Annotated in this window: 18 protein-coding genes; 5 read left to right on the top strand and 13 right to left on the bottom strand. The window is 71.3% G+C overall.

Going from position 1 to position 21,238, the window contains the following annotated elements; genetic code table 11:
- Positions 1 to 507: a ribosome maturation factor RimP gene (gene rimP / locus OG524_RS26855; RefSeq protein WP_405811804.1), complete on the bottom strand. Its 507-nt coding sequence runs from the start codon at positions 505 to 507 to the stop codon at positions 1 to 3.
- 171 nt (positions 508 to 678) lie between these two features.
- Here rimP and OG524_RS26850 point away from each other — a divergent pair, with 171 nt between their 5' ends.
- From OG524_RS26850 to OG524_RS26840, 3 genes are read left to right on the top strand one after another with little or no spacing between them, the layout of a single operon-like run.
- Positions 679 to 1,221 carry a hypothetical protein gene (locus OG524_RS26850; protein ID WP_405388299.1) on the top strand — a complete coding sequence of 181 codons (543 nt, stop codon included), beginning with the start codon at positions 679 to 681 and terminating at the stop codon, positions 1,219 to 1,221.
- Positions 1,218 to 1,718: a ferritin-like domain-containing protein gene (locus OG524_RS26845; RefSeq protein WP_405388300.1), complete on the top strand. Its 501-nt coding sequence runs from the start codon at positions 1,218 to 1,220 to the stop codon at positions 1,716 to 1,718. The genes OG524_RS26850 and OG524_RS26845 overlap by 4 nt, the downstream gene beginning before the upstream one ends.
- Before the next feature lie 29 nt (positions 1,719 to 1,747).
- Positions 1,748 to 2,653, top strand: a complete 906-nt coding sequence (locus OG524_RS26840) for an aminoglycoside phosphotransferase family protein (protein WP_405388301.1) — start codon at positions 1,748 to 1,750, stop codon at positions 2,651 to 2,653.
- A 126-nt stretch (positions 2,654 to 2,779) separates the two neighbouring features.
- Here OG524_RS26840 and OG524_RS26835 read toward each other — a convergent pair whose 3' ends face one another.
- The 10 genes from OG524_RS26835 to OG524_RS26790 all read right to left on the bottom strand — a co-directional run bounded on the left by OG524_RS26835 (position 2,780) and on the right by OG524_RS26790 (position 14,301).
- Positions 2,780 to 4,480 carry a proline--tRNA ligase gene (locus OG524_RS26835; RefSeq protein WP_405811803.1) on the bottom strand — a complete coding sequence of 567 codons (1,701 nt, stop codon included), beginning with the start codon at positions 4,478 to 4,480 and terminating at the stop codon, positions 2,780 to 2,782.
- Positions 4,481 to 4,553: 73 nt separating this feature from the next.
- A complete protein-coding gene (locus OG524_RS26830) occupies positions 4,554 to 5,129 on the bottom strand; it encodes a GNAT family N-acetyltransferase (protein WP_405388303.1) in 576 nt (191 codons plus the stop codon).
- Between the two features lie 29 nt (positions 5,130 to 5,158).
- Positions 5,159 to 6,004, bottom strand: a complete 846-nt coding sequence (locus tag OG524_RS26825) for a GNAT family N-acetyltransferase (protein WP_405388304.1) — start codon at positions 6,002 to 6,004, stop codon at positions 5,159 to 5,161.
- Between the two features lie 150 nt (positions 6,005 to 6,154).
- A complete protein-coding gene (ispG, locus tag OG524_RS26820; RefSeq protein WP_405388305.1) occupies positions 6,155 to 7,312 on the bottom strand; it encodes a flavodoxin-dependent (E)-4-hydroxy-3-methylbut-2-enyl-diphosphate synthase in 1,158 nt (385 codons plus the stop codon).
- A gap of 171 nt (positions 7,313 to 7,483) precedes the next feature.
- The gene (locus tag OG524_RS26815; RefSeq protein WP_405388306.1) at positions 7,484 to 8,794 is read right to left on the bottom strand and encodes a M50 family metallopeptidase; all 1,311 of its coding nucleotides are present in this window, start codon (positions 8,792 to 8,794) and stop codon (positions 7,484 to 7,486) included.
- Positions 8,791 to 10,044, bottom strand: coding sequence for a 1-deoxy-D-xylulose-5-phosphate reductoisomerase (dxr, locus tag OG524_RS26810; RefSeq protein ID WP_405811802.1), 1,254 nt, complete (start codon positions 10,042 to 10,044; stop codon positions 8,791 to 8,793). The genes OG524_RS26815 and dxr overlap by 4 nt, the downstream gene beginning before the upstream one ends.
- A 61-nt stretch (positions 10,045 to 10,105) precedes the next feature.
- Complete coding sequence (locus OG524_RS26805) at positions 10,106 to 10,579, bottom strand: nucleotidyltransferase domain-containing protein (protein ID WP_405811801.1); 474 nt, start codon at positions 10,577 to 10,579, stop codon at positions 10,106 to 10,108.
- A gap of 48 nt (positions 10,580 to 10,627) precedes the next feature.
- The gene (gene aroA / locus OG524_RS26800; RefSeq protein WP_405388309.1) at positions 10,628 to 11,854 is read right to left on the bottom strand and encodes a 3-phosphoshikimate 1-carboxyvinyltransferase; all 1,227 of its coding nucleotides are present in this window, start codon (positions 11,852 to 11,854) and stop codon (positions 10,628 to 10,630) included.
- 78 nt (positions 11,855 to 11,932) lie between these two features.
- On the bottom strand, positions 11,933 to 13,879 hold the full coding sequence (locus tag OG524_RS26795) for an acyl-CoA dehydrogenase family protein (protein WP_405388310.1): 1,947 nt from the start codon (positions 13,877 to 13,879) through the stop codon (positions 11,933 to 11,935).
- 74 nt (positions 13,880 to 13,953) lie between these two features.
- Positions 13,954 to 14,301, bottom strand: a complete 348-nt coding sequence (locus OG524_RS26790; protein ID WP_405388312.1) for a hypothetical protein — start codon at positions 14,299 to 14,301, stop codon at positions 13,954 to 13,956.
- Here OG524_RS26790 and OG524_RS26785 point away from each other — a divergent pair.
- Entirely contained in the window at positions 14,300 to 14,560 is a 261-nt protein-coding gene (locus OG524_RS26785) for a hypothetical protein (protein ID WP_405811800.1), read from the top strand. The genes OG524_RS26790 and OG524_RS26785 overlap by 2 nt on opposite strands.
- 365 nt (positions 14,561 to 14,925) lie before the next feature.
- Here OG524_RS26785 and OG524_RS26780 read toward each other — a convergent pair whose 3' ends face one another.
- Positions 14,926 to 15,192, bottom strand: coding sequence for a transposase (locus OG524_RS26780; protein WP_405388314.1), 267 nt, complete (start codon positions 15,190 to 15,192; stop codon positions 14,926 to 14,928).
- A 75-nt stretch (positions 15,193 to 15,267) separates the two neighbouring features.
- On the opposite strand from OG524_RS26780, the gene OG524_RS26775 reads away from it, so the two are divergent.
- Complete coding sequence (locus OG524_RS26775) at positions 15,268 to 19,056, top strand: S8 family serine peptidase (RefSeq protein ID WP_405811799.1); 3,789 nt, start codon at positions 15,268 to 15,270, stop codon at positions 19,054 to 19,056.
- A gap of 260 nt (positions 19,057 to 19,316) precedes the next feature.
- On the opposite strand, the gene OG524_RS26770 is transcribed toward OG524_RS26775, so the two are convergent.
- Positions 19,317 to 20,762, bottom strand: a complete 1,446-nt coding sequence (locus OG524_RS26770; protein ID WP_405388316.1) for an aldehyde dehydrogenase family protein — start codon at positions 20,760 to 20,762, stop codon at positions 19,317 to 19,319.
- Positions 20,763 to 21,238 lie beyond the last annotated feature (476 nt).

Below are 21,238 nucleotides of genomic sequence, written 5' to 3'. Positions count from 1 at the left end.
CTACGCCTCCTCTTCCTTCTTGTCCTTGCGGTTGAATTCGATCTCCACGCGCGCCTTGGCGATCTCGTCGAAGACGACACGGCGCGACGTGGGCCTGCGGCCCTTGACGCCCGGCACCTCCAGGTCGATTCCCTCGTCGTCGACGGCGAGGATGCGGACCACCAGCTCGTCGGCCGGTTCCCCGGTGTGCAGGCTCAGCTTCACCAGTCGGCCGATGGCGCGTACGTAGTGGCGGTGCTCGGTCAACGGGCGGTCGGCGCCCGGAGAGCTCACTTCGAGGACGTACTCGTCGTCGCCCATCGCGTCTGTCTCGTCGAGGGTCTCGGAGATCGTGCGGCTCAGCTCGGCGCAGGTGTCGAGCTCCACGCCGTCCTCGGAGTCGACGATGACCCGCAGCACCCTCCGGCGGCCCGCCCGGGACACCTCGATCTCTTCGAGATCCAGGTCCTTGGCGCTGACGAGCGGTTCGAGCAGCCCGCGCAGCCTCTCGCTCTGGGTGGTGCTCATCCGGGTGACTCCTCGGCCGCGTGTGCTGTTGTGGGGATCGTCGCGTGTCAGGTCAAAGGGTATCCGGTCCGCAGGGGTGTTGCCGTCCGCCTCCCGCCGGACCGCGGGTACGCTCAGCCGCGGTGATCATTTCGGGACAGGATCTGTCAGAAACCAGATCGAAGGAGACAAGTGCGGCGCACGGGGACGACGCGCAGGAACGCGCTCACCAGCACGGGAGCGGTCGCCCTGGGCGCGGTACTGACAGGGTGCGGTAGCGGCGAGGGGTCGGGAACGGCACGCCTCGGGTCCGGCTCCACCGGCGCACGGACCGCCTCGCTGCGTGCCGAGACGGCGCTGCGGACGGCCGCCGCCCGCGCCAGCACCGCACTGCTCACCCGGTACGAGCAGGTGGCGGCCCTCCATCCGACGACGGCGGCCGGACTCGCGCCGCTCGGGGCCGCCGTGCGCGAACACGCCTCGGCGCTCTCCGGGAGCGTGGCGAAGAAGCCCGCCCCCGCGGACCCGAAGGCCGCCGCACCCCCGGCTCCGCCCGCGGACCCGAAGGCCGCCCTGAAGGAACTGGCTGCCGAGGAGCGGCGGGTGGCCGACGAACGCGCCAGGACCCTGGTGAAGGCCGGACCCGAGCTGGCCCGGCTGCTGGCCTCGGTCGCCGCCGCCGGAGCGGTCCACGCGTACCTGCTGACCGAGCTGGCCAAGGAGACCTCGTCATGACCGACGGTACCGGGCAGGACGACGGCAAGGGCCCGCTGACGGCCGCGCAGGCGGCGCTGGCCGCGGAGCACGCCGCGGTGTACGGCTACGGGGTACTGGGCGGCCGTCTGGAGGGCGGCCGGCGCACCGACGCGAAGACGGCCCATGACGCGCACCGGGCCCGCCGTGACGCGCTGGTACGGACCGTCCGTGACCTGGGCGGTACGCCGGTGGCGGCGGACGCCGCGTACGCTCTGCCGTTCGCGGTGCCGGACCCGTCGGCCGCGCTGCGGCTCGCCGCCGTGCTGGAGGACCGGGTCGCGGGCGTCTACTCCGATCTCGTACGGGCTGCCGAGGGGCCGCTGCGGCGGGAGGCAGCGGGCGCGCTCCGGGAGGCCGCCGTGCGCGCGGTTCGCTGGCGCGGCACCGGCGTAGCCTTTCCGGGGCTCGCCGAGAAGGCCGCGGCAGATCCGTCGGACGGAACGGCGGAGGCAGGCGCCACGGGCGCCACGGGCTGAAGCAGGATCGGAAAGGGAACAAGGCACGTATGGGTTTCGAACCGCCGCAGCGTCTGGTGCGAGCGCTCGGCGAGACGTGCGGGGACGCCGCCGCGGCCGACTGGCTCGGGCGGCTCCCCGCACTCACCGGCGAGGCGCTGTCCGCCGAGGGGGTCACCCTCGACCGGGTGGTCGCCCCGGGCGGACGCAGCAGCCTCGTCCTGCTGGTGACCCGGCCGGACGGCACGGCGGCCGTCCTGAAGATCGCCCCGCCCGCCGCCGCGCCCGCCCCGGAGCGGGCGGCGCTCGCCCACTGGAACGGCTGGGGTGCGGTGGAGCTGCTGGCCCCCGCGCCCACCGGCGGCTCGCTGCTGCTGGAGCGGCTGCACCACGAGGTGTCCCTGCGTTCCCTCCCCGAGGCGAAGGCCCTGCTGGAGGCCTCGGGCACACTGCGGCGGCTGTGGGTCGAGCCGCCGGCCGGTCACTCCTTCGAGACGGTCGCCGAGCGGACCGCCCGGCGGACGGAGCCGATGCGGGAGGCCGCGGCGGCGGACCCGGAGCTCGGACCACTGGTGTCCTCGGCGCTGGAGGCCCGTGAGGAGTTGGTCGCGCACTCCCCCGAACTCCTGCTGCTGCACGGCAACTTCCGGCAGAGCAAGGTGCTCTCGGGCGAGCGTGCTCCGTGGCTGGCGGTCGGTCCGGAGCCGCTGGTGGGTGAGCGCGCCTACGACCTGGCCAGGCTGGTGCGCGACCGGGTCGAGGATCTGATCGCTTCGCCGGGCGGCGCGGCGACGGCACGGCGCCGGGTCAAGAAGCTGGCGGACGCGCTGGAGGTGGACCAGTCACGCCTGCGGGGCTGGACGCTGTTCCGGGCCGTGGAGTCCGGCACGCGTGCGCTGTCCGTGGGCCGCAGACAGGACGGGGAGCTGGCACTGGAGTTCGCCGGCTGGCTGTAGCACGGCCGCCGGGAGGCCGTGGCACGGGACGCGGCGGCTGCGGCACGACGCGTGGTGTGTGCGGCACGACGCGCAAAGGGGCCCCCACGGCTGTGGGGGCCCCTTTGCGTTTCCGCCGGGTGCGGGTCAGCTCCGCGCGGTCAGGCGGGCGATCGCCTCGTCGACGGTGAGCTCCTCGCGCTCGCCCGTACGCCGGTCCTTCAGTTCCAGGACGCCCTCGGCCGAACGGCGGCCGGCGACGAGGATCTGCGGGACGCCGATGAGCTCGGAGTCGGTGAACTTCACGCCGGGCGAGATGCCCGGGCGGTCGTCGACCAGGACACGGACGCCCGCGGATCCGAGCTTCTCGGAGACGTCGAGGGCCAGTTCGGTCTGGAGCGCCTTGCCCGCGGCGACGACGTGGACGTCGGCGGGCCCGATCTCACGGGGCCAGCACAGGCCCTTGTCGTCGGCGGTCTGCTCGGCGAGGGCGGCCACCGCACGGGAGACACCGATGCCGTACGAGCCCATCGTGACGCGGACGGGCTTGCCCTGCTGGCCGAGGACGTCGAGGGAGAAGATGTCGGCGTACTTGCGGCCGAGCTGGAAGATGTGGCCGATCTCGATGGCGCGGTCCACCCGCAGGCCGGTCCCGCAGTTGGGGCAGGGGTCGCCCGGCTGGACGACGACCACGTCGAGCTGGTCGTCGACCTCGAAGTCACGGCCCGCGACGACGTTCTTCGCGTGCTTGCCCTCCTTGTTGGCACCCGTGATCCAGGCGGTGCCGGGGGCGATGCGGGGGTCCGCGATGTAGCGGACCTTCTCCAGGCCCTGCGGGCCGACGTAGCCGCGCACCAGGTCGGGGCGGCCCACGAAGTCCTCGGCGGTGACGAGCTCGACGACGGCGGGGGCGAGGTGCTCGCCGAGCTTGCCGAGGTCGACCTCGCGGTCACCGGGCACGCCCACGGCCACGATCTCGCCGTCGACCTTGACCAGGAGGTTCTTCAGGGTTTCGGAGGCCAGGACGCCGAGGTGGGCGGCCAGCGTCTCGATGGTCGGGGTGTCGGGGGTGTCCAGCTCCTCGACGGGGCCCACCACGGAACCGTCGGCGGGGGCGGCCTTGAAGGTCACGGCCTCCGTGTTGGCGGCGTAGTCGCAGTTCGGGCAGTCGACGAAGGTGTCCTCGCCGGCCGGGGCGGGCGCCAGGAACTCCTCGGACGCCGAGCCGCCCATGGCACCGGAGACGGCGGAGACGATGCGGTGGTCGAGGCCGAGGCGCTCGAAGATCCGGATGTAGGCGGCGCGGTGCGCCTGGTACGCCTCGACGAGCCCCTCGTCGGTGGTGTCGAAGGAGTACGAGTCCTTCATCTGGAACTCACGGCCGCGCAGCACTCCGGCGCGGGGGCGGGCCTCGTCGCGGTACTTGGTCTGGATCTGGTAGAGGATCACGGGCAGGTCCTTGTAGGACGAGCACATGTCCTTGACGACCTGGGTGAAGATCTCCTCGTGGGTCGGGCCGAGGAGGTATTCGGAGCCCTTGCGGTCCTTGAGCCGGAACAGCAGGTCGCCGTACTCGTCGTACCGGCCGCTCGCCTCGTACGGCTCCTTGGGGAGCAGTGCGGGCAGCAGGACCTCCTGGCCGCCGATGGCGTCCATCTCCTCGCGGACGACGCGGGTGATGTTCTCCAGGACCTTCTTGCCGAGCGGGAGCCAGGTCCAGATACCGGCTGCGGTGCGACGTACGTATCCGGCCCGGACGAGGAGCTTGTGGTTGAGCGTCTCGGCGTCCGCCGGGTCGTCGCGCAGTGTCTTGATCATCAATCGGGACATGCGCTGGACCTGGGCCATGATGAACTCCTGCTCGGAAGGGTGGTGGGCCCGAGGTTAGCCGTGTGCCCCGCGCGGGCGGAAATCGATTCGTTCAGGGGCGGCGCAGCGGAAGGGGCGCGCCCATCACCGCGTAGGGCATGGGAGCGCTGGGGAAGAGCACCTGCCGGGCCAGGTCCTGGTAGCCGAGGGCGCGGTAGAGACCCCGGGCGGGGCTCTCCGTGTCGATGGCGGAGAGGATCGAGCGGGGCTGTCCGACGGCGTCCGTGATGGTGGTGATCAGGCTGCGGCCGATGCCGCGCTGCTGGAACTCCGGGTGGACGTGGAGTTCGGTGATCACGAACGAGTCGTCGAGCCACCGCTCGGAACCGGTGGCGCGCAGGTACGGCTCGACGACGGTGGACCACCAGTGGGCGCGGTTGTTCGGCAGGCCGTAGACGAATCCGACGAGCCGCCCGTCAGGGGTCGTGGCACCGAGTGCGCGGGCCTGCGGGTGGTCGAGGTGCCGGAGCACGATATGGCGGCGTACGTCGATCTCGTCCTGGGAGAGGCCGAAGGCGACGGCCTGCACCGCCAGGGCCTCGTCGACGTGCGCGACGAGGTCGAGCGGTCCGACCACGATGTCGGGGGCCCCGGAGCCCCGGGGGGATGCGGGGGTTGCTGCTGCCATGCCGGAACCCTACTGGCCGGGCCGCCCGGTCAGAACAGCACGCTCATGAACGCACCGGTCTCGCGGAAGCCGACGCGGCTGTAGGCCCTGCGTGCGGCGGTGTTGTAGTCGTTGACGTACAGGCTGACGACCGGTGCCACATCGGCCAGCGCGTAGCGCAGGACGGCTGCCATTCCCGTCTCGGAGAGGCCACGGCCGCGGAATTCGGGGGCGACCCAGACGCCCTGGATCTGGCAGGCCCGGGGGGTGGCCGCGCCGATCTCCGCCTTGAAGACGACCTTGCCGTCCTCGATCCGGGCGAAGGAGCGGCCGGTGCCGATCAGCTCGGCGACCCTCGCCTGGTAGAGGAGCCCGCCGTCACCGGCGAGCGGGGAGATGCCGACCTCCTCGGTGAACATGGCCACGCACGCCGGCATGAGCACCTCCACCTCGTCCTTGCGGATGCGGCGGACGAGGGGGTCGGGCGCGACCTCGGCGGAAGGGCTCTCGGTGACCATGAGCGGCTGGTTGGGCCGGACCTCGCGGGCGGGCCCCCAGCTCGGTTCGAGGAGCCGCCACAGCTGGGCGGTGGGACCGGCGGGGCCGACGATGGACGAGCAGCGGCGTCCGGCCCGCCGGGCACGGTCGGCGAAGGCCCGGACGGCATCGGGGGTGGCGCAGATGGGTACGAGATTGGCGCCGGAGTAGCAGAGCGAGCGCAGTCGGCCGTCGGCGTACCAGCCCCACATCTCGCCGCCGAGACGCCAGGGATCAAGGCCCGCGACCTGGACGCGGGACATCACGAACGCGTTGTCCACGGGTTCGCTCTCGAGGATCGCGAGCGCGGCGGGGAGCTCGCTCGGGTCGAGGACCCGGGTGGTGGTCTGCGTCAACACTGGGGGGCCTCACCATATGGTCTGCTGATTTCCGCACTGTACCCAACAAGGCTGAGAGGCGCCGCCCGCACGGGATGCGGGTGGGCGGCCGGCCGCGGACACGGCTGTGCCCCGCAGGGCGGGCCCTGCGGGGCACGGTGTCGGGTGGGGTCAGCCCGCGATGGAGACCTGGGGCTCGCCGGAGGCGATGCCGTCCTTCTCCATCTGCTCGGCGATCTTCATGGCTTCCTCGATGAGGGTCTCCACGATCTTCGACTCCGGGACGGTCTTGATGACCTCGCCCTTCACGAAGATCTGGCCCTTGCCGTTGCCGGACGCGACGCCCAGGTCCGCCTCACGGGCCTCGCCGGGGCCGTTCACGACGCAGCCCATCACGGCGACCCGCAGCGGGACCTCCATGCCCTCCAGTCCCGCACTGACCTGGTCGGCCAGCTTGTACACGTCCACCTGCGCGCGCCCGCACGACGGGCACGACACGATCTCCAGACGCCGCTGCTTCAGGTTCAGCGCCTCGAGGATCTGCAGACCGACCTTGACCTCCTCCGCCGGAGGGGCCGACAGCGAGACGCGGATCGTGTCCCCGATCCCCTCGGAGAGCAGCGCGCCGAACGCCACGGCGGACTTGATCGTCCCCTGGAACGCGGGGCCGGCCTCCGTCACACCCAGGTGCAGCGGGTAGTCGGACTGCGCGGCCAGCTGACGGTAGGCGTTCACCATCACGACCGGGTCGTTGTGCTTCACCGAGATCTTGATGTCCCGGAAGCCGTGCTCCTCGAACAGCGACGCCTCCCACAGCGCCGACTCCACCAGGGCCTCCGGCGTCGCCTTGCCGTACTTCTTCAGCAGTCGCGCGTCCAGGGAGCCGGCGTTCACGCCGATGCGGATCGGCGTCCCCGCGTCACCGGCCGCCTTCGCGATCTCCTTGACCTTGTCGTCGAACTGCTTGATGTTGCCCGGGTTCACCCGGACCGCCGCGCACCCCGCGTCGATCGCGGCGAACACGTACTTCGGCTGGAAATGGATGTCCGCGATCACCGGGATCTGCGACTTGCGGGCGATCGTCGACAGCGCGTCCGCGTCGTCCTGGGTCGGGCACGCCACCCGCACGATCTGACAGCCGGACGCCGTCAGCTCCGCGATCTGCTGCAGCGTCGCGCCGATGTCCGACGTACGTGTCGTCGTCATCGACTGCACCGAGACCGGTGCGTCCCCGCCGACCGCCACCGACCCGACCTGGATCTGACGGCTGACCCGTCGTTCGGCGAGCTTGGTCGGAACGGCCGGCATTCCGAGAGAAATCGCAGTCATGCGCTGTGCATCCCCAAGGTGTGGATCGAGGTCCCGAGAACGGCGGGCTCCAGGCTTCGAGGTTACGGCACCGGACGTATACCGGGCGCACCCCGTCGGCAAGTCACCCCGGCGGTGAGTGGCCGGACAGCATCTGTATGTCCGGCCGCCACCCGTGGGACACGAGAGGTATCAGGTGATCTTGACGGGGTTCACGATGTCGGCGACCAGCACCAGCAGCGTGAAGCAGATGAAGATCCCGGCGACGACATAGGCGACCGGCATCAGCTTGGCCACGTCGAACGGTCCGGGGTCGGGGCGCTTGAACACCCGGGCGATGTTGCGGCGCAGGGATTCCCAGAGCGCGCCGGCGATGTGCCCGCCGTCCAGCGGCAGCAGGGGCAGCATGTTGAAGAGGAACAGCGAGAGGTTGAAGCCGGCCAGCAGGAACAGCATCATCGCGATCTGGTTCTGCGCGGGGATGTCGAGGTTCATCACCTCGCCGCCGATCCTGGCCGCGCCGACCACACCGACCGGGGAGTCGTCGGCGCGCTCGCCGTCGCTGAAGGCGGCATTCCACAGGTCGGGGATCTTGGACGGCAGCGCGATGATCGAATCGACGCCGTTCTCGATCATGTCGCCCATGCGGACGACCGAGTCGCCGAAGGAGAGCGGCAGGATCTCCGTGTCGGCGGCGAAGCCGAGGTAGCCGGCGGTGATGTATTGGTCGGGGACGACCTGGCCGTCGGCGTCCTTCTTCGCGACGGCGTTCTTCCTCAGCACGGCGTTCAGGGTCTGTTCCCTGCCGTCGCGCTCCACGGTGATGGTGGCCGGGCCGACGGTCTGCCGGATCCGGTCCGAGAGGGTCGCCCAGTCGTCGATCTTCCGGCCGTCGAAGGCGACGATCTTGTCGCCCTCCTGCAGTCCGGCCGCCTTGGCGGGCGAGACCGGGTCGGAGGCCTTGCAGGTGTCGCGGTTCTCGCTCTGCGCGATCACGCACTGCTGGACGCCGGCGACCTCGGTGGTCTGGGTCTGGAAGCCGAAGGTCATGGCCACGCCCATGAAGATCGCGACGGCCAGGACCAGGTTCATGAACGGTCCGGCGAACATCACGATCACGCGCTTCCACGGCTTGCGCGTGTAGAAGAGTCTGCTCTCGTCGCCCGGCTGGAGCTCCTCGAAGGCTGCGGACCTGGCGTCCTCGATCATGCCTCGCCAGGGGGAGGTGGAGCGCGCCTCGAGCCGTCCGTCGGCTCCCGGCGGGAACATGCCGATCATCCGGATGTAGCCGCCCGCGGGGATGGCCTTGATGCCGTACTCGGTGTCGCCCTTCTTGCGCGACCAGACCGTCGGGCCGAAGCCGACCATGTACTGCGGCACCCGGATGCCGAAGAGCTTGGCGGTCGAGAGGTGGCCCAGCTCGTGCCACGCGATCGAGAACAGCAGGCCCACGGCGAAGATGGCGATCCCCAGGGTCGTCATCAGAATCGTCGTCATACTCATGCGCGCGCCTCCGCTGTCGCTTCCGCCGAGAGTTTCCTGGCCCGGGACCGGGCCCAGGTCTCCGCTTCGAGGACGTCCGCGACCCTCAGTGAAGTTCCCGTGGCGGGGGTGCCGTGTTCGGCCACCACAGCTGTGACCGTATCCATGATTCCGTTGAAGGGCAGCCGTCCCGCCAGGAACGCGTCCACGCACTCCTCGTTCGCGGCGTTGAACACCGCGGGTGCCGTGCCGCCGAGCGTGCCCACGTGCCGGGCGAGCCCGACGGACGGGAACGCCTCGGTGTCCAGCGGGAAGAACTCCCAGCTGGAGGCCTTCGTCCAGTCGAAGGCGGGGGCCGCGTCGGGGACGCGCTCGGGCCAGCCGAGCCCGATGGCGATCGGGCCGCGCATGTCGGGCGGGGTGGCCTGGGCGAGGGTGGAACCGTCGGTGAACTCCACCATCGAGTGAACGTACGACTGGGGGTGGACGACGACCTCGATCCGGTCGAACGGAATGTCGTAGAGAAGATGCGCCTCGATGACCTCCAGTCCCTTGTTGACCAGGGTCGCCGAGTTGACGGTGATGACCGGGCCCATGGCCCAGGTCGGGTGCGCCAGGGCCTGCTCGCGGGTGACGTCGGCCAGCTCGCTCCGGGTCCGGCCGCGGAACGGCCCGCCGGACGCGGTCACGACGAGCTTGCGCACGTCGGCGCGCTTTCCGGCGGCGAGGGCCTGGAAGAGCGCGGCGTGCTCGGAGTCGACCGGGATGATCTGGCCGGGGGCCGCGAGTGCCTTCACCAGCGGTCCGCCGACGATCAGCGACTCCTTGTTGGCGAGGGCGAGCGTGCGGCCCGCCTCCAGCGCGGCGAGCGTGGGGGCCAGGCCGATCGAACCGGTGATCCCGTTGAGCACGGTGTGGCAGTCGCTCGCGGCGAGTTCCGTGGCGGCGTCGGGCCCGGCCAGGATCTCGGGCAGCGGCTCCGCGGTGCCGTACCGCGCGCTCAGGGCCTCGCGCAGCGCGGGCACCTTGTCCTCGGCGGCGACCGCGACCGTACGCACCCGCAGCTGACGCGCCTGCTCTGCGAGGAGCTCGACCCGGCCGCCCGCGGCGGACAGCGCCGTGACACGGAAGCGGTCGGGGTTGCGCAGCACCAGGTCGATGGCCTGGGTGCCGATGGACCCGGTGGAGCCGAGGATCACAAGGTCCCGGCGTCCGTCCGCGGCGTCGAATACGAGATGCGGATCGGCGAGGGGTACGGGGCTGTCGCTCATGCCCCCCATTGTTGCCGCATCGGCTGTGCGCTCCGACAGTGCGTCCCCGTCGGCGCGTGGCTCAGGCCCGTGTCGCACGGAATTTCCTCCACTGGGCGGCCATGACGTCCTGCGGGACCCCGCCGATGTCCTTCGTGCCCAGGATCTCGGCGCGGAAGGCGAGCGTGGTCGAACCGGAGCGCACGACGGTGAGGTACTCGTACAGCCTGAGCTTCCCCTTCACGTCGAGGACGGTGAAGCGGTACGCCTTCGCCTCGTCGGCCTCGTCCGCGAAGGCGGGCAGTGCGGTGGGTTCGGCCTTCTCGTACGTGGCCCGCGCGACGGCCCGCTCCTCGGTCAGGCCTCCGGCGCACTCCCGGCCTGCCCGGTCGAGGGCGGGCTCCTGCTCCCGGACGTGCAGGAGGTCGAGGTCCCGGTGCTCGCGGGTCTCCTCGCCGAGCAGGGCGTCGATGCCCCAGCCTCCGGCGATCACCACGTCGGCTCCGGCCCGTCGGAGCACGGACAGGATGGCCAGGACATCGTTCCGGGGCATCATGGGCGCAGGGTAGGTGCCGCCGCCGTCCGGTCGCACGGCGTTTTCCCGTCAGCCGGAGAACTCCGCGAACGCCTCGTGGAATCCGGGGAACGTCTTGCGTACGCAGCCGGGGTCGTCGTAGCTCATTCCTGGTGCGCGCAGTCCGGCGACCGCGAACGACATCACGATGCGGTGGTCGCCGTGGGTGGCGATCTCGACGGGGCGGGGCGTGCCGGGGTGGATCTCGATCCAGTCGTGCCCGGTGTGCACGGTGATGCCCATCCGCCGCAGGTTCGACGCGCAGGCCTCCAGCCGGTCGCACTCCTTGACCCGGGTGTTGGCCACGTCCTCGATGCGTACGGGTGAGGTGGCGTACGGGGCGATCGCGGCGAGGGTGGGCATCGTGTCGGAGATGTCACGCATGTTGACGGTGAGGCCGCGGAGGGATCCGGTGGACCGGACCGTCGTCGCGTCGGCCGTGGTGCGCACCTCGGCGCCCATGCGGCGAAGGACGTCGGTGAAGCGCAGGTCGCCCTGGAGCGCGTCCGTGCCGAGGCCGGGGACGGTGACCTCGCGGCCGGTGAGGGCCGCCGCGGCGAAGAAGTAGCTCGCGGTGGACGCGTCGGGCTCGACGGCGTACGTGGTGGCGCGGTAGCCGCCCGGAGGGACGGTGAAGGTGTTCCCCTCCCGGACGACCTCGACACCGAAACTGCGCATCATCGAAAGGGTGATCTCGATGTACGGGGCCGACACGAGCTCCGTGACGTCGATCCGGAGCCCTTCGGCGGTGAGCGGTCCGAGCATGAGCAGGGCGGTGAGGTACTGGGACGACTCCCCCGCGTCCAGGGTCAGTTCGCCGCCCTTGACGCCGGACGCCTCGATCCGCAGCGGGTGGTGGCCCTCCGCGCCCTCGTGGCGCAGGTCGACGCCGAGGGTCCGCAGGGCCTCGGTGAGCGGGGCGAGGGGGCGCCGGCGCATCTGCGCGGAGGCGTCGAAGCGGTACGAGCCGGTGGCCGCGGCGGCCACGAGCGTCGGCAGGAAGCGTGCGGTGGTGGCCCCGTCGCGGCAGTGGACCTCGGCGTCGGTGACGGCGGGACCGGAGGGGCGGCCCTCGATGTGCCAGCGGTCCGGCTCGCGCGTCACCTCGTATCCGAGGCGGGTCAGCCCTTCGGTGAATCCCTCGGTGTCGTCCGAGTGCAGGGGCCTCAGGAGGGTGGTGGTGCCGTTCGCGGCGGCGGCCAGGAACAGGGCGCGGGCGGTGACGGACTTGGAGCCGGGGATGTTGGTTATGGTCACGGGCACACATCTTGCCGTGCGGCGGGCGCACCCGCGGGGCGAATCCGGGCAGTGGACGCGCCCCGCGGGGATGCCGGTTCAGCGGATGGGGCGGTGGACGTTCTCCCCGGTGGCCGGGCCGGGGGTGGCGTCGGCGATCCAGGGGCCGTCGCCGCTGGGGTCGATGACGCCGTCCTCCAGCCAGGTGTACGTACCGGAGAGGACTCCGTCGACCACCCGCCGGTCGATGTCGTCGGTGTTGGACCAGAGCCGGTTGAAGAGCTCCTCCACCCGGATGCGGGACTGCCGGCAGAACACATCGGCGAGCTGGTACGCCTCGCGGCCGTGGTCGTCGTTGACCCGCAGGTGTTCGGCGCGGACGCAGGCGGCGCTCATCGCGAAGAGTTCGGCGCCGATGTCGACGATCCGGCCGAGGAAGCCCTGCTTGGTCTCCATGCGGCCCTGCCAGCGGGACATCGCGTAGAAGGTCGAGCGGGCCAGCTTGCGGGCTGAACGTTCGACGAACCGGAGGTGGGTGGAGAGGTCGGGGTGGCCCTGGATGCGGAACTCGGCGTACGCGCCGGGGAGCTGGCCGGGTCCGCCGACCAGCTTGGGGAGCCAGCGTGCGTAGAACCCGGCAGCGTTGGCGCCCGCCCTCGCCTTGTCGGAGAACGGCTTGTCGGGGTCGATGATGTCCCCGGCCACCTTGAGGTGGGCGTCGACGGCCTCGCGGGCGATCAGCAGGTGCATGATCTCCGTGGAGCCCTCGAAGATCCGGTTGATCCGCATGTCGCGGAGCATCTGCTCGGCGGGGACGGCGCGTTCACCGCGGGCGGCGAGCGAGGCGGCGGTCTCGAAGCCTCGTCCGCCGCGGATCTGGACCAGCTCGTCGGAGATGAGCCAGCCCATCTCGGAGCCGTACAGCTTGGCCAGGGCGGCCTCGATGCGGATGTCGTTGCGGTTCTCGTCGGCCATCTGCGAGGAGAGGTCGACGACGGCCTCCAGGGCGAAGGTGGTGGCGGCGATGAAGGAGATCTTCGCGCCGACCGCCTCGTGGCGGGCGACCGCCCTGCCCCACTGCTCGCGGACCGCCGACCATTCGCGGGCGATCTTCAGGGACCACTTCCCGACGCCGACACACATGGCGGGCAGCGAGAGGCGGCCGGTGTTGAGCGTGGTGAGGGCGATCTTGAGACCTGCGCCCTCGGGTCCGATCCGGTTGCCGGCCGGCACCCGGACCCTGTGGAAGCGGGTCACCCCGTTCTCGATGCCCCGCAGCCCCATGAAGGCGTTGCGGTGCTCCACGGTGATGCCCGGGGAGTCCGCCTCGACGACGAAGGCCGTGATGCCGCCCTTGTGGCCCTCGGACCGCGGGACGCGGGCCATGACGACGAGCAGGTCGGCGACGACGCCGTTGGTCGTCCAGAGCTTCACCCCGTCCAGGACGTAGTCGTCGCCCTCGGGGACGGCCGAGGTCGCGAGCCTGGCCGGGTCGGAGCCGACATCGGGTTCGGTGAGGAGGAAGGCAGAGATGTCCGTGCGGGCCAGACGGGGCAGGAAGGCGTCCTTCTGCTCCTGGGTGCCGAACATCTTCAGCGGCTGCGGTACGCCGATGGACTGGTGGGCGGAGAGCAGCGCGCCGAGCGAGGGGCTGGCCGAACCGACCAGGGCCAGCGCCTTGTTGTAGTAGACCTGGGTCAGCCCCAGGCCTCCGTACTTGGTCTCGATCTTCATGCCGAGGGCACCGAGTTCCTTGAGGCCGTTGACGACCTCGTCGGGAATCCTGGCCTCGCGCTCGATGAGCGCCCCGTCGATGCGGGTCTCGCAGAATTCGCGCAGCCGGGCGAGGTAGGCCTCGCCTCGCCGTACGTCGTCGGCGGGTGGCGCGGGGTGCGGGTGGATCAGGTCGAGCCGGAAGCGTCCGAGGAAGAGTTCCTTCGCGAAGCTCGGCTTGCGCCAGTCCTGTTCGCGGGCGGCCTCGGCCACCTGCCGTGCTTCACGCTCGGTGACCTTGGGAGCCTGAGGGGTGTCGGATGGGGCGGACATGAGGAGCTCACCTCGCCGCGAGTCGGGGTAGGGGTCTGGCCGTACGCGTGCCGATCGGTACCACTCGTCCGTATCTACCCGATCCGCGTCGGCCCCACCACCGTGCGGCGGAACCGCTCCGCCGGTCGGGCGACCTCGTCGGAATCCGAGGCCGCCCACGGCCGGGCGAATCGTGGGTGGTCTCCCCGGGATGTGACTCGGTCGAAGACGTACGTGGTGCCCAGGATCGCCGCGTGCTCCAGCACATCCTCCAGGGGATCATCGATCTGCCCGGTCTGGATGAGACCCACCCGGGGCGCGTTGTGCGAATTGGTGTGCGTCTCGTCGGCGTGGGCAGACCCGGCGGACAGTCCGGCGGCCATCAGCGCGGTGCAGCACCCGATGGTTCCTCGGAGCAGCGACCGCGTCCGGTGTGACTTCATGTGGTGTGATGCCCTCTGGACCGACCACGACGTCCAGGCGCACACCACAGGAACCAAGCACCTGCACCACCCGCTCGTCGGCGACCTCACCCTCGACTACGTCGTCCTCGCCGCCGAGGACGACCCCGAGCAGAGCCTCGCCAGCTACTCCCCCGAACCCGCCTCAGCCTCCGCCGAAGCACTCGGCATACTCGCCAGCTGGACCAGCACATCCAACACCGCGCCCGCTCCGGAACAGACCCACAACCCGCCCAACTGATCTCTTGACGATGGTCGTAGGGCCAGGTGGCCAGAGCCGTGGGGCCGTCGCAAGACGGCCCTGCGTGAACGTTCGAGGGCTGCCCGCCCGAGTTCACGGGTAGACCGCACGAGACCGGTTGCAATGCCGGTCCTAGACGGATGGCCGTCTCCCCGGCCGCCGCGAGGCGACCGGGCGACAGACCCCGGCGTACAGCCCGACTCGTCTGCCGCTCAGGTCTTCCTGGCCGTATGAGATGGACGTAACGGTCCGGAAGTTCCCGAGCCTCCACGTCAGGGATGACGCCGACCACCCGCGCTCCTGTCGAGCTCACCGTCACCCCTCTCAGTCTGCGGGGGCGGCTCTGTCCGCCTCGCTGAGCGGCATCACAGGATCCACGACAGAGCCCGTGCCGCAACTCGGCTGGCTCTTTGCGGAGTTGTACGAGTTCGGCCGCTCGGCGGTGGTGAGCAGTCGAGCCGGCTGCCGCGGTCGGCCTCGGCCTGGCGGACCCGTAGCCGCAGTGCTGCCTTGTGGACACCGAGCTCCCGGGCCACCTCGGCGACCGGGCGTCCAGAGATCTGTACTTCACGGACGGTTCCCAGCGTGCGCCGGGTGTGGGGTTTCCGCCATGTCGGAATCTCGCCATGCATGAGTCGATCGCAGGCGACGTCAATTGGGCGAGAGTACGGCAGGACCCACCCTCACTGTTCACCCAGGAGTTACGCATGTCCGATCACCGTGGCGGCCTCCGCCCGGTCAGCGCCCTTGCCGCTCTGGTCTTGTTCGCCGCCCTCCCGACGCTCGGGACCGAGGCCGCTAGAGCCGACGACCCGCCCCCCGCCGTCGCCACGACACCCGAAGGCCAGGCGCGGACCATCACGCTCGTCACCGGCGACGCGGTCACGGCGCACGTCACTGCCAACGGCCGCCTGGCCGACGCACGCCTGCGGGACGCCTCAGGACAGGACGCCCTGTTCACGACGTTCACCGACGCCGGAGGCACCTACGTCTTCCCGGCCGGGATCGAGGCCCAGATCGACGCCGGCACGGTGGACCGCGACCTGTTCAACATCACCAAGCTGCTCGCCGACGGGTACGGGGACGACAGCAGCGAAACCCTGCCCGTGATCGTCACCTACCCGACCCCGCAAGAGGCTGAGAAGCTTGCGAAGGACGCACCGGCCGGAGCCGACGTCACCTCGCAGCTTTCCGTCATCCAGGGCGCGGCCGTTCGGGTCCGCAAGGGCCACGCCGCCGGTGTCTGGCGCTCCATAGCCCCGGCGGGCACGCCGCTGGCTGCGCAGAACGGCACCACCTCGACGCCGTCGGTCCAGCGCCTGCCGGCTGCCCGGATCTGGCTGGACGACGTCGTGCACTCCTCCGACAAGGGTGGCGACACCCTCAGCCCGACGGTGCCGCGCACCGGCGCCGACGTCGCCCACCAGCTCGGCTACGACGGCTCCGGCGTGAGAGTTGCTGTCCTCGACACGGGCTACGACACCGGTCACCCGGACTTCGCCGGCCGCGTGGTCGCCGAGCGCAGCTTCATCGGTGGGCAGGGCGTCATGGACCGCCACGGCCACGGGACTCACACGGCCTCGACACTCGCCGGGACGGGTGCCGCATCGCAGGGCACGTACGCGGGGATGGCGCCAGGCACTGACCTGCTCATCGGCAAGGTGCTCGACAACGCGGGCGCGGGGTACACCTCCGGGATCATCCAGGGGATGCAGTGGGCCGTCGACAACGGTGCGAAGGTGGTGTCGATGTCACTCGGCGCCGTCGGCGCCGCGTGCGAGGGCCCCAGCGTCGATGCCGTCCAAGCGCTCAGCGACCAGGCGCTCTTCGTGATCGCGGCCGGCAACTCCGGCCTGCCCGGCTCGGTGTCGACGCCGGGGTGTGCACCCGCCGCGCTCACCGTCGGCGCCGTGGACCGGCACAACGACACGGCGTCCTTCACCTCGCGCGGCCCGGTTTTCGGCGGCACCGCCGCCAAGCCGGACATCGCGTCGCAGGGCGTCGACGTGGTCGCCGCCCGCGCCGGCGGCCGGGGCGACCTGGCATACGTCTCCTACTCGGGCACCTCGATGGCGACCCCGCACGTCGCGGGCGGCGCGGCGCTCGTGCTCGACGCCCGGCCCGACCTCACCCCGGCGGAGGTCAAGAAGGTGCTCACCTCTTCGGCCGACGACACCGGCGCGGACGTGCTGGAGCAGGGAGCCGGCCCGATGGACGTGGGTCGCGCCGTCACCCAGCAGGTGGTCGCGCAGCCCAACCTGCAACTTGGCGAGTTCTCCTACCCGCAGAAGTCGCTCCCCGTCACGGAGGCATCGGCCACCTTCACCAACCTCGGCAGCACGCCCGTCAAGCTGAAGCTCCGGGTCGAGGAGCTCGTCGGTGGGGACGGCGCGACCCCCGTGCCCGACGCGATGGTCCTGCCGGTCGAGAGCCGGCTGACGGTGGGCGGCGGCCAGGACGCCCCCGTCAAGCTGCGGATCGACCCCCGGCTGCCGGTCAAGGATGTCGCCTACGGCACGGTCACCGGCCGACTGGTCGGCACCGCAGAGGGTGTCCAGGTCGAGGTGCCGTTCACTCTTCACCTCGAGGAGCCGTCCGCGGACGTGACCGTCGTCGGCATCGACAGGTTCGGCAACCCAGCGGCCTCACCGTCCACGTGGGACCTCATAGACCCGGTCCGCGGCCAGGCGAAGCACCTCGGGTTCGGCGCCAAGGGCACCGTCACCACGCGGTTGCCGCTCGGCAGGTACACGATCGCCTCGGATGTCATGACACGTGACGAGCCCACCAATGCCAGCGGTGTGACGTCGCTGGCGTTCCTCGCCCGGCACAACCTCAAGATCGACGGCGACACGACGATCACCCTCGACGCGCGCGACGCGCGCCGGCCGAGGTGGCGGACGGACCGGCCCAGTCAGTCGTTCGGGTACACAGTCGGCTACACCTACGACCTGACCGGCAACGGCATCATGCAGTCGAGCTTCGCCACCGCTCCGTCGTACGTCGACGCCGTCTACACCGACTCGGAGGGGCCGCAGGACGACCGGTTCACGTCCGGTCTGACGACCCGCGCGTACGCACCCCGGGCGACGGTCTCCACCCAGGCCGGACCGTTCGACTACTGGTCGGTGGCGCAGACTCCGCCGCTGCACGGTCAGGGCGAGGCGCCACTCGTCGCGGTCGACTGGGCCACGGTCCTCGACCAGGACCTGACCGGGAAGGTCGCACTCGTCGCGGCCAAGGGGTCGTGGCCGGTCAACAGGATTGCCCAGGACGCCGCCCGGGTGGGCGCGGTCGCGGTGATCGTCCACTACCCGGACATCGTCGGCAAGGTGACTCCGACGGGAGGCACCGGGGCACCGATCCCCGTCATCAGCGTCCGCTCCGACGAGGGCGCACGGTTGGCAGCCGCGGTCGCCGCCGGCCCGGAGGTACTGCGCTGGTCCGGAGAGCAGCCGGAGACGAGCCCGTACGTCTACAACCTCGCGTGGCTCACGAGCGGCACGGTGGCTGCGGGAGTCAAGCAGGTGAACGACAGTGACCTGTCCGCCCAGCGGGCCGGCTACTACACCCAGGGCGACAGCCGCACCCTCTCGACCGACATGCGGTTCAAGATCCCCGGAATGTCGAGCTCGCTGTACGCAGCCGGCAGCACCGTCGGGGTCCTCGCACCCGCCGAGCGAACCGACTACTTCACCGCGGATCCCGATGTCGCCTGGACCAGCATCGTGGCGCCCGCAGTCTTCAACGCCGGTGGGGCTTTCGACGGCCCGCGGACCCGGACCGCCGGCCAGGAGACGACGACCTGGTACAAGGTGCCCAGTGGGATGTCTCTGTCGACCGCCGGCACCTCACTGTTCCGACGCGACACCAACCGACTGCTGGTGAGCGTCCCGTGGTTCGCCGACGCCGGCGGGCACGACGCCCTCGGCGCCTCCCCGGACAGCCGCCTCCTGAACGTCAACGTCGACGGGAAGCCGGCCACGTACGAGAACGGGGCGATCTCCCTGCCCGATGACGAGGCCACCATCACGGCCCGGGCGGCCTGGCAGCGGCCGGTCGACCAGGGTGCCATCCGTTGGTCGATCGGGATCGCCCAGGAGACGGCATGGACGTTCCGCACCAGCGCTGCGCGCCAGGGGGCACAGGACGCCCCGGTGCCCGTTCTCGATCTGCCGCTCCAGCTGACCAACACCGTCTCCGGTGGCACCGCCGTACCGATCCGGCTCTCGGCCGTCACCGACGCATCCAGCGGAAAGCCCGTCCCGATCACCCGGACGAAGGTCATGTTCGCAGCCGGATCGCAGAGCTCGGTGGCGGGAATCCCCGCCGGCGACTGGACCGAGCTGTCGGTCACCGGCACCGGCACGCAGAAGATCGCCACCGTGCCCGGGGTGCCGGCAAGCAGTGGCTATGTCCATCTGAAGGTGGAGCTCACGACCGCTGACGGCGCCACCGTCACCCAGACGTTGGTCCGCGCCTACGGTCTGGACTGAGCGATACGAGGAGCAGCCCCGGACTCGTATCCCGCGGTGCTCGAGTACACCCGCCACGAGTGGCGGACTACTGAGCGTGCTCCTTGACCGTCAGCGTTCTGTGACGTCGAACCTGTTCCTTGCTTCGGCACGGGCCGCGACTCCGGCAGGGCGGTGGGCACGCGCCGGGCGTCTGAGGCTGCGGCTGCCCTGCGGGAGACGAACAGGACCGGCCGGAGCCCCCGCACCGTGGGCTCCGGCCGGTCCGTTCCCCGTCCGGGCTACAGGGCCAGGCCGGTGAGGACGAGCACCCGCTCGTAGGTGTAGTCGTCCATCGCGTACCGCACGCCCTCACGGCCCACGCCGGACTGCTTGACGCCGCCGTACGGCATCTGGTCGGCGCGGTACGAGGGGACGTCGCCGATGACCACGCCGCCGACCTCCAGGGCGCGGTGGGCGCGGAACGCGGTCTGCAGGTCGTGGGTGAAGACGCCCGCCTGCAGCCCGTAGTCGGAGGCGTTGACGGCGGTGAAGGCCTCGGCCTCACCGTCGGTCCGCTGCACGGACAGGACCGGGCCGAAGACCTCTTCGCAGGCGATCCTGGAGTCGGCGGGGAGGTCGGTGAGGACGGTCGGGGCGTAGGTGGCCCCGTCGCGCTTGCCGCCGGTGAGCAGTGCCGCTCCTGCCGCCACGGCCTCGTCGACCCAGGACTCGACACGGCGGGCCGCGTTCTCGTCGACCAGCGGGCCGACATCGGTGGCCGCGTCGGAGGGGTCGCCGGTCACCAGCGCCTCGACGGCCGCGACGATCTTCGGGACGAGCCGGTCGTAGACCGAGGTGTCGGCGATGACGCGCTGCACCGAGATGCAGGACTGGCCGCCCTGGTAGTTGGAGAACGTCGCGATGCGGGTCGCGGCCCAGTCGAGGTCCTGTTCGGAGGCGTAGTCGGCGAGGACGACGGCCGCGCCGTTGCCGCCGAGCTCCAGGGTGCAGTGCTTGCGCGGCACCGACTCCATGATCGAGTAGCCGACCGGTCCTGACCCGGTGAAGGAGATCACGGGCAGCCGCTCGTCCTTCACCAGGGCGGGCATCCGGTCGTTGGGCACGGTCAGGACGGACCAGGAGCCGGCCGGGAGGTCTGTCTCGGCGAGCAGCTCGCCCAGGACCAGGGACGAGAGGGGGGTGGCCGGGGCGGGCTTGAGGATGATCGGCGCGCCGACGGCGATGGCCGGGGCGACCTTGTGGGCGCTCAGGTTGAGCGGGAAGTTGAAGGGCGAGATGCCGAGGACGGGGCCGCGCGGGAAACGCCGGGTCAGCGCGAGGCGGCCGGTGCCACCGGCGTCCGTGTCCAGCCGCTGGGCGTCGCCGCCGTTGAAGCGGCGGGCCTCCTCGGAGGCGAACCGGAAGACCGAGACGGCACGGCCGACCTCGCCCCGGGCCCACTTGATGGGCTTGCCGTTCTCGGCGGAGATCAGCTGGGCGATCTCCTCGGTGCGCTCGGTGAGGCGTCGTACGACGTGGTCGAGGGCGGCGGCCCGCACGTGGGCGGGGGTCGCGGCGAACTCCTCGCGGACGGCGTACGCGGCGGCGACGGCCTCCTCGACCTGGGCCTCGGTCGGCACGCCGACCGTGCCGACGAGCCGGCCGTCCCACGGGTTGGTGACGTCGAAACTGTCCTCGCCGGTGGCCCGTCGGCCGGCCAGCCAGAAGGCGTGGGTGGAAGTCATGGCGGTTCCGGCCCTTCGGGGGTGGTGAACGAGATCGCGGGCACCACGGGGGCGCCCTCCTCCCCACCGTAGGACGCCCGGGCGCGGATGGCGTTTGTCCGGCGTGGAGCGGAGGGGGGCGGCGACGCGCCGGTTTGTCGAGGGGGACGGACGGTGCGGTGGGCCGCTGGAAGGGGCGGACCTGGGCCCGGGGTGCGCCGCGGGAGGACGAGCGCACCGCCGGGTGCGGCGGAGGCCGAGCAGCGGGGGCCGCCGGGGGCCGTCGACACCGCGGAACGGTGCGCCGGTACCGGGCCGCCGGAGGCGGGCACGCCCGACAGCGGGACCGCCGCAAGCGGACGCCCGGCGGAACCGAGGGCGCGCGGCGGGAGCCCCGGAGGCGGGCGCAACGCACAGCAAGAGCCCCGGAAGCAGGCGCAACGCACAGCAAGAGCCCCGGAAGCAGGCCCTGGCGGCATCAGCCGGGGCCCGGGGGT

It is taken from the genome of Streptomyces sp. NBC_01520, from assembly GCF_045040375.1.
Taxonomy (GTDB): Bacteria; Actinomycetota; Actinomycetes; order Streptomycetales; family Streptomycetaceae; genus Streptomyces.
The sequence above is the reverse complement of the archived record's forward strand: the minus strand, read 5'-3'. Positions and strand labels throughout refer to the sequence as shown.

What these genes read in the sequence shown, in the direction of transcription:
- rimP (WP_405811804.1), bottom strand. Translation starts at nt 507, where the DNA reads ATGAGCACCACCCAGAGCGAGAGGCTGCGCGGGCTGCTCGAACCGCTC.
- OG524_RS26845 (WP_405388300.1), top strand. Translation starts at nt 1,218, where the DNA reads ATGACCGACGGTACCGGGCAGGACGACGGCAAGGGCCCGCTGACGGCC.
- OG524_RS26840 (WP_405388301.1), top strand. Translation starts at nt 1,748, where the DNA reads ATGGGTTTCGAACCGCCGCAGCGTCTGGTGCGAGCGCTCGGCGAGACG.
- OG524_RS26835 (WP_405811803.1), bottom strand. Translation starts at nt 4,480, where the DNA reads ATGGCCCAGGTCCAGCGCATGTCCCGATTGATGATCAAGACACTGCGC.
- OG524_RS26830 (WP_405388303.1), bottom strand. Translation starts at nt 5,129, where the DNA reads ATGGCAGCAGCAACCCCCGCATCCCCCCGGGGCTCCGGGGCCCCCGAC.
- ispG (WP_405388305.1), bottom strand. Translation starts at nt 7,312, where the DNA reads ATGACTGCGATTTCTCTCGGAATGCCGGCCGTTCCGACCAAGCTCGCC.
- OG524_RS26815 (WP_405388306.1), bottom strand. Translation starts at nt 8,794, where the DNA reads ATGAGTATGACGACGATTCTGATGACGACCCTGGGGATCGCCATCTTC.
- dxr (WP_405811802.1), bottom strand. Translation starts at nt 10,044, where the DNA reads ATGAGCGACAGCCCCGTACCCCTCGCCGATCCGCATCTCGTATTCGAC.
- OG524_RS26805 (WP_405811801.1), bottom strand. Translation starts at nt 10,579, where the DNA reads ATGATGCCCCGGAACGATGTCCTGGCCATCCTGTCCGTGCTCCGACGG.
- OG524_RS26795 (WP_405388310.1), bottom strand. Translation starts at nt 13,879, where the DNA reads ATGTCCGCCCCATCCGACACCCCTCAGGCTCCCAAGGTCACCGAGCGT.
- OG524_RS26785 (WP_405811800.1), top strand. Translation starts at nt 14,300, where the DNA reads ATGTGGTGTGATGCCCTCTGGACCGACCACGACGTCCAGGCGCACACC.
- OG524_RS26790 (WP_405388312.1), bottom strand. Translation starts at nt 14,301, where the DNA reads ATGAAGTCACACCGGACGCGGTCGCTGCTCCGAGGAACCATCGGGTGC.
- OG524_RS26780 (WP_405388314.1), bottom strand. Translation starts at nt 15,192, where the DNA reads ATGCATGGCGAGATTCCGACATGGCGGAAACCCCACACCCGGCGCACG.
- OG524_RS26775 (WP_405811799.1), top strand. Translation starts at nt 15,268, where the DNA reads ATGTCCGATCACCGTGGCGGCCTCCGCCCGGTCAGCGCCCTTGCCGCT.
- OG524_RS26770 (WP_405388316.1), bottom strand. Translation starts at nt 20,762, where the DNA reads ATGACTTCCACCCACGCCTTCTGGCTGGCCGGCCGACGGGCCACCGGC.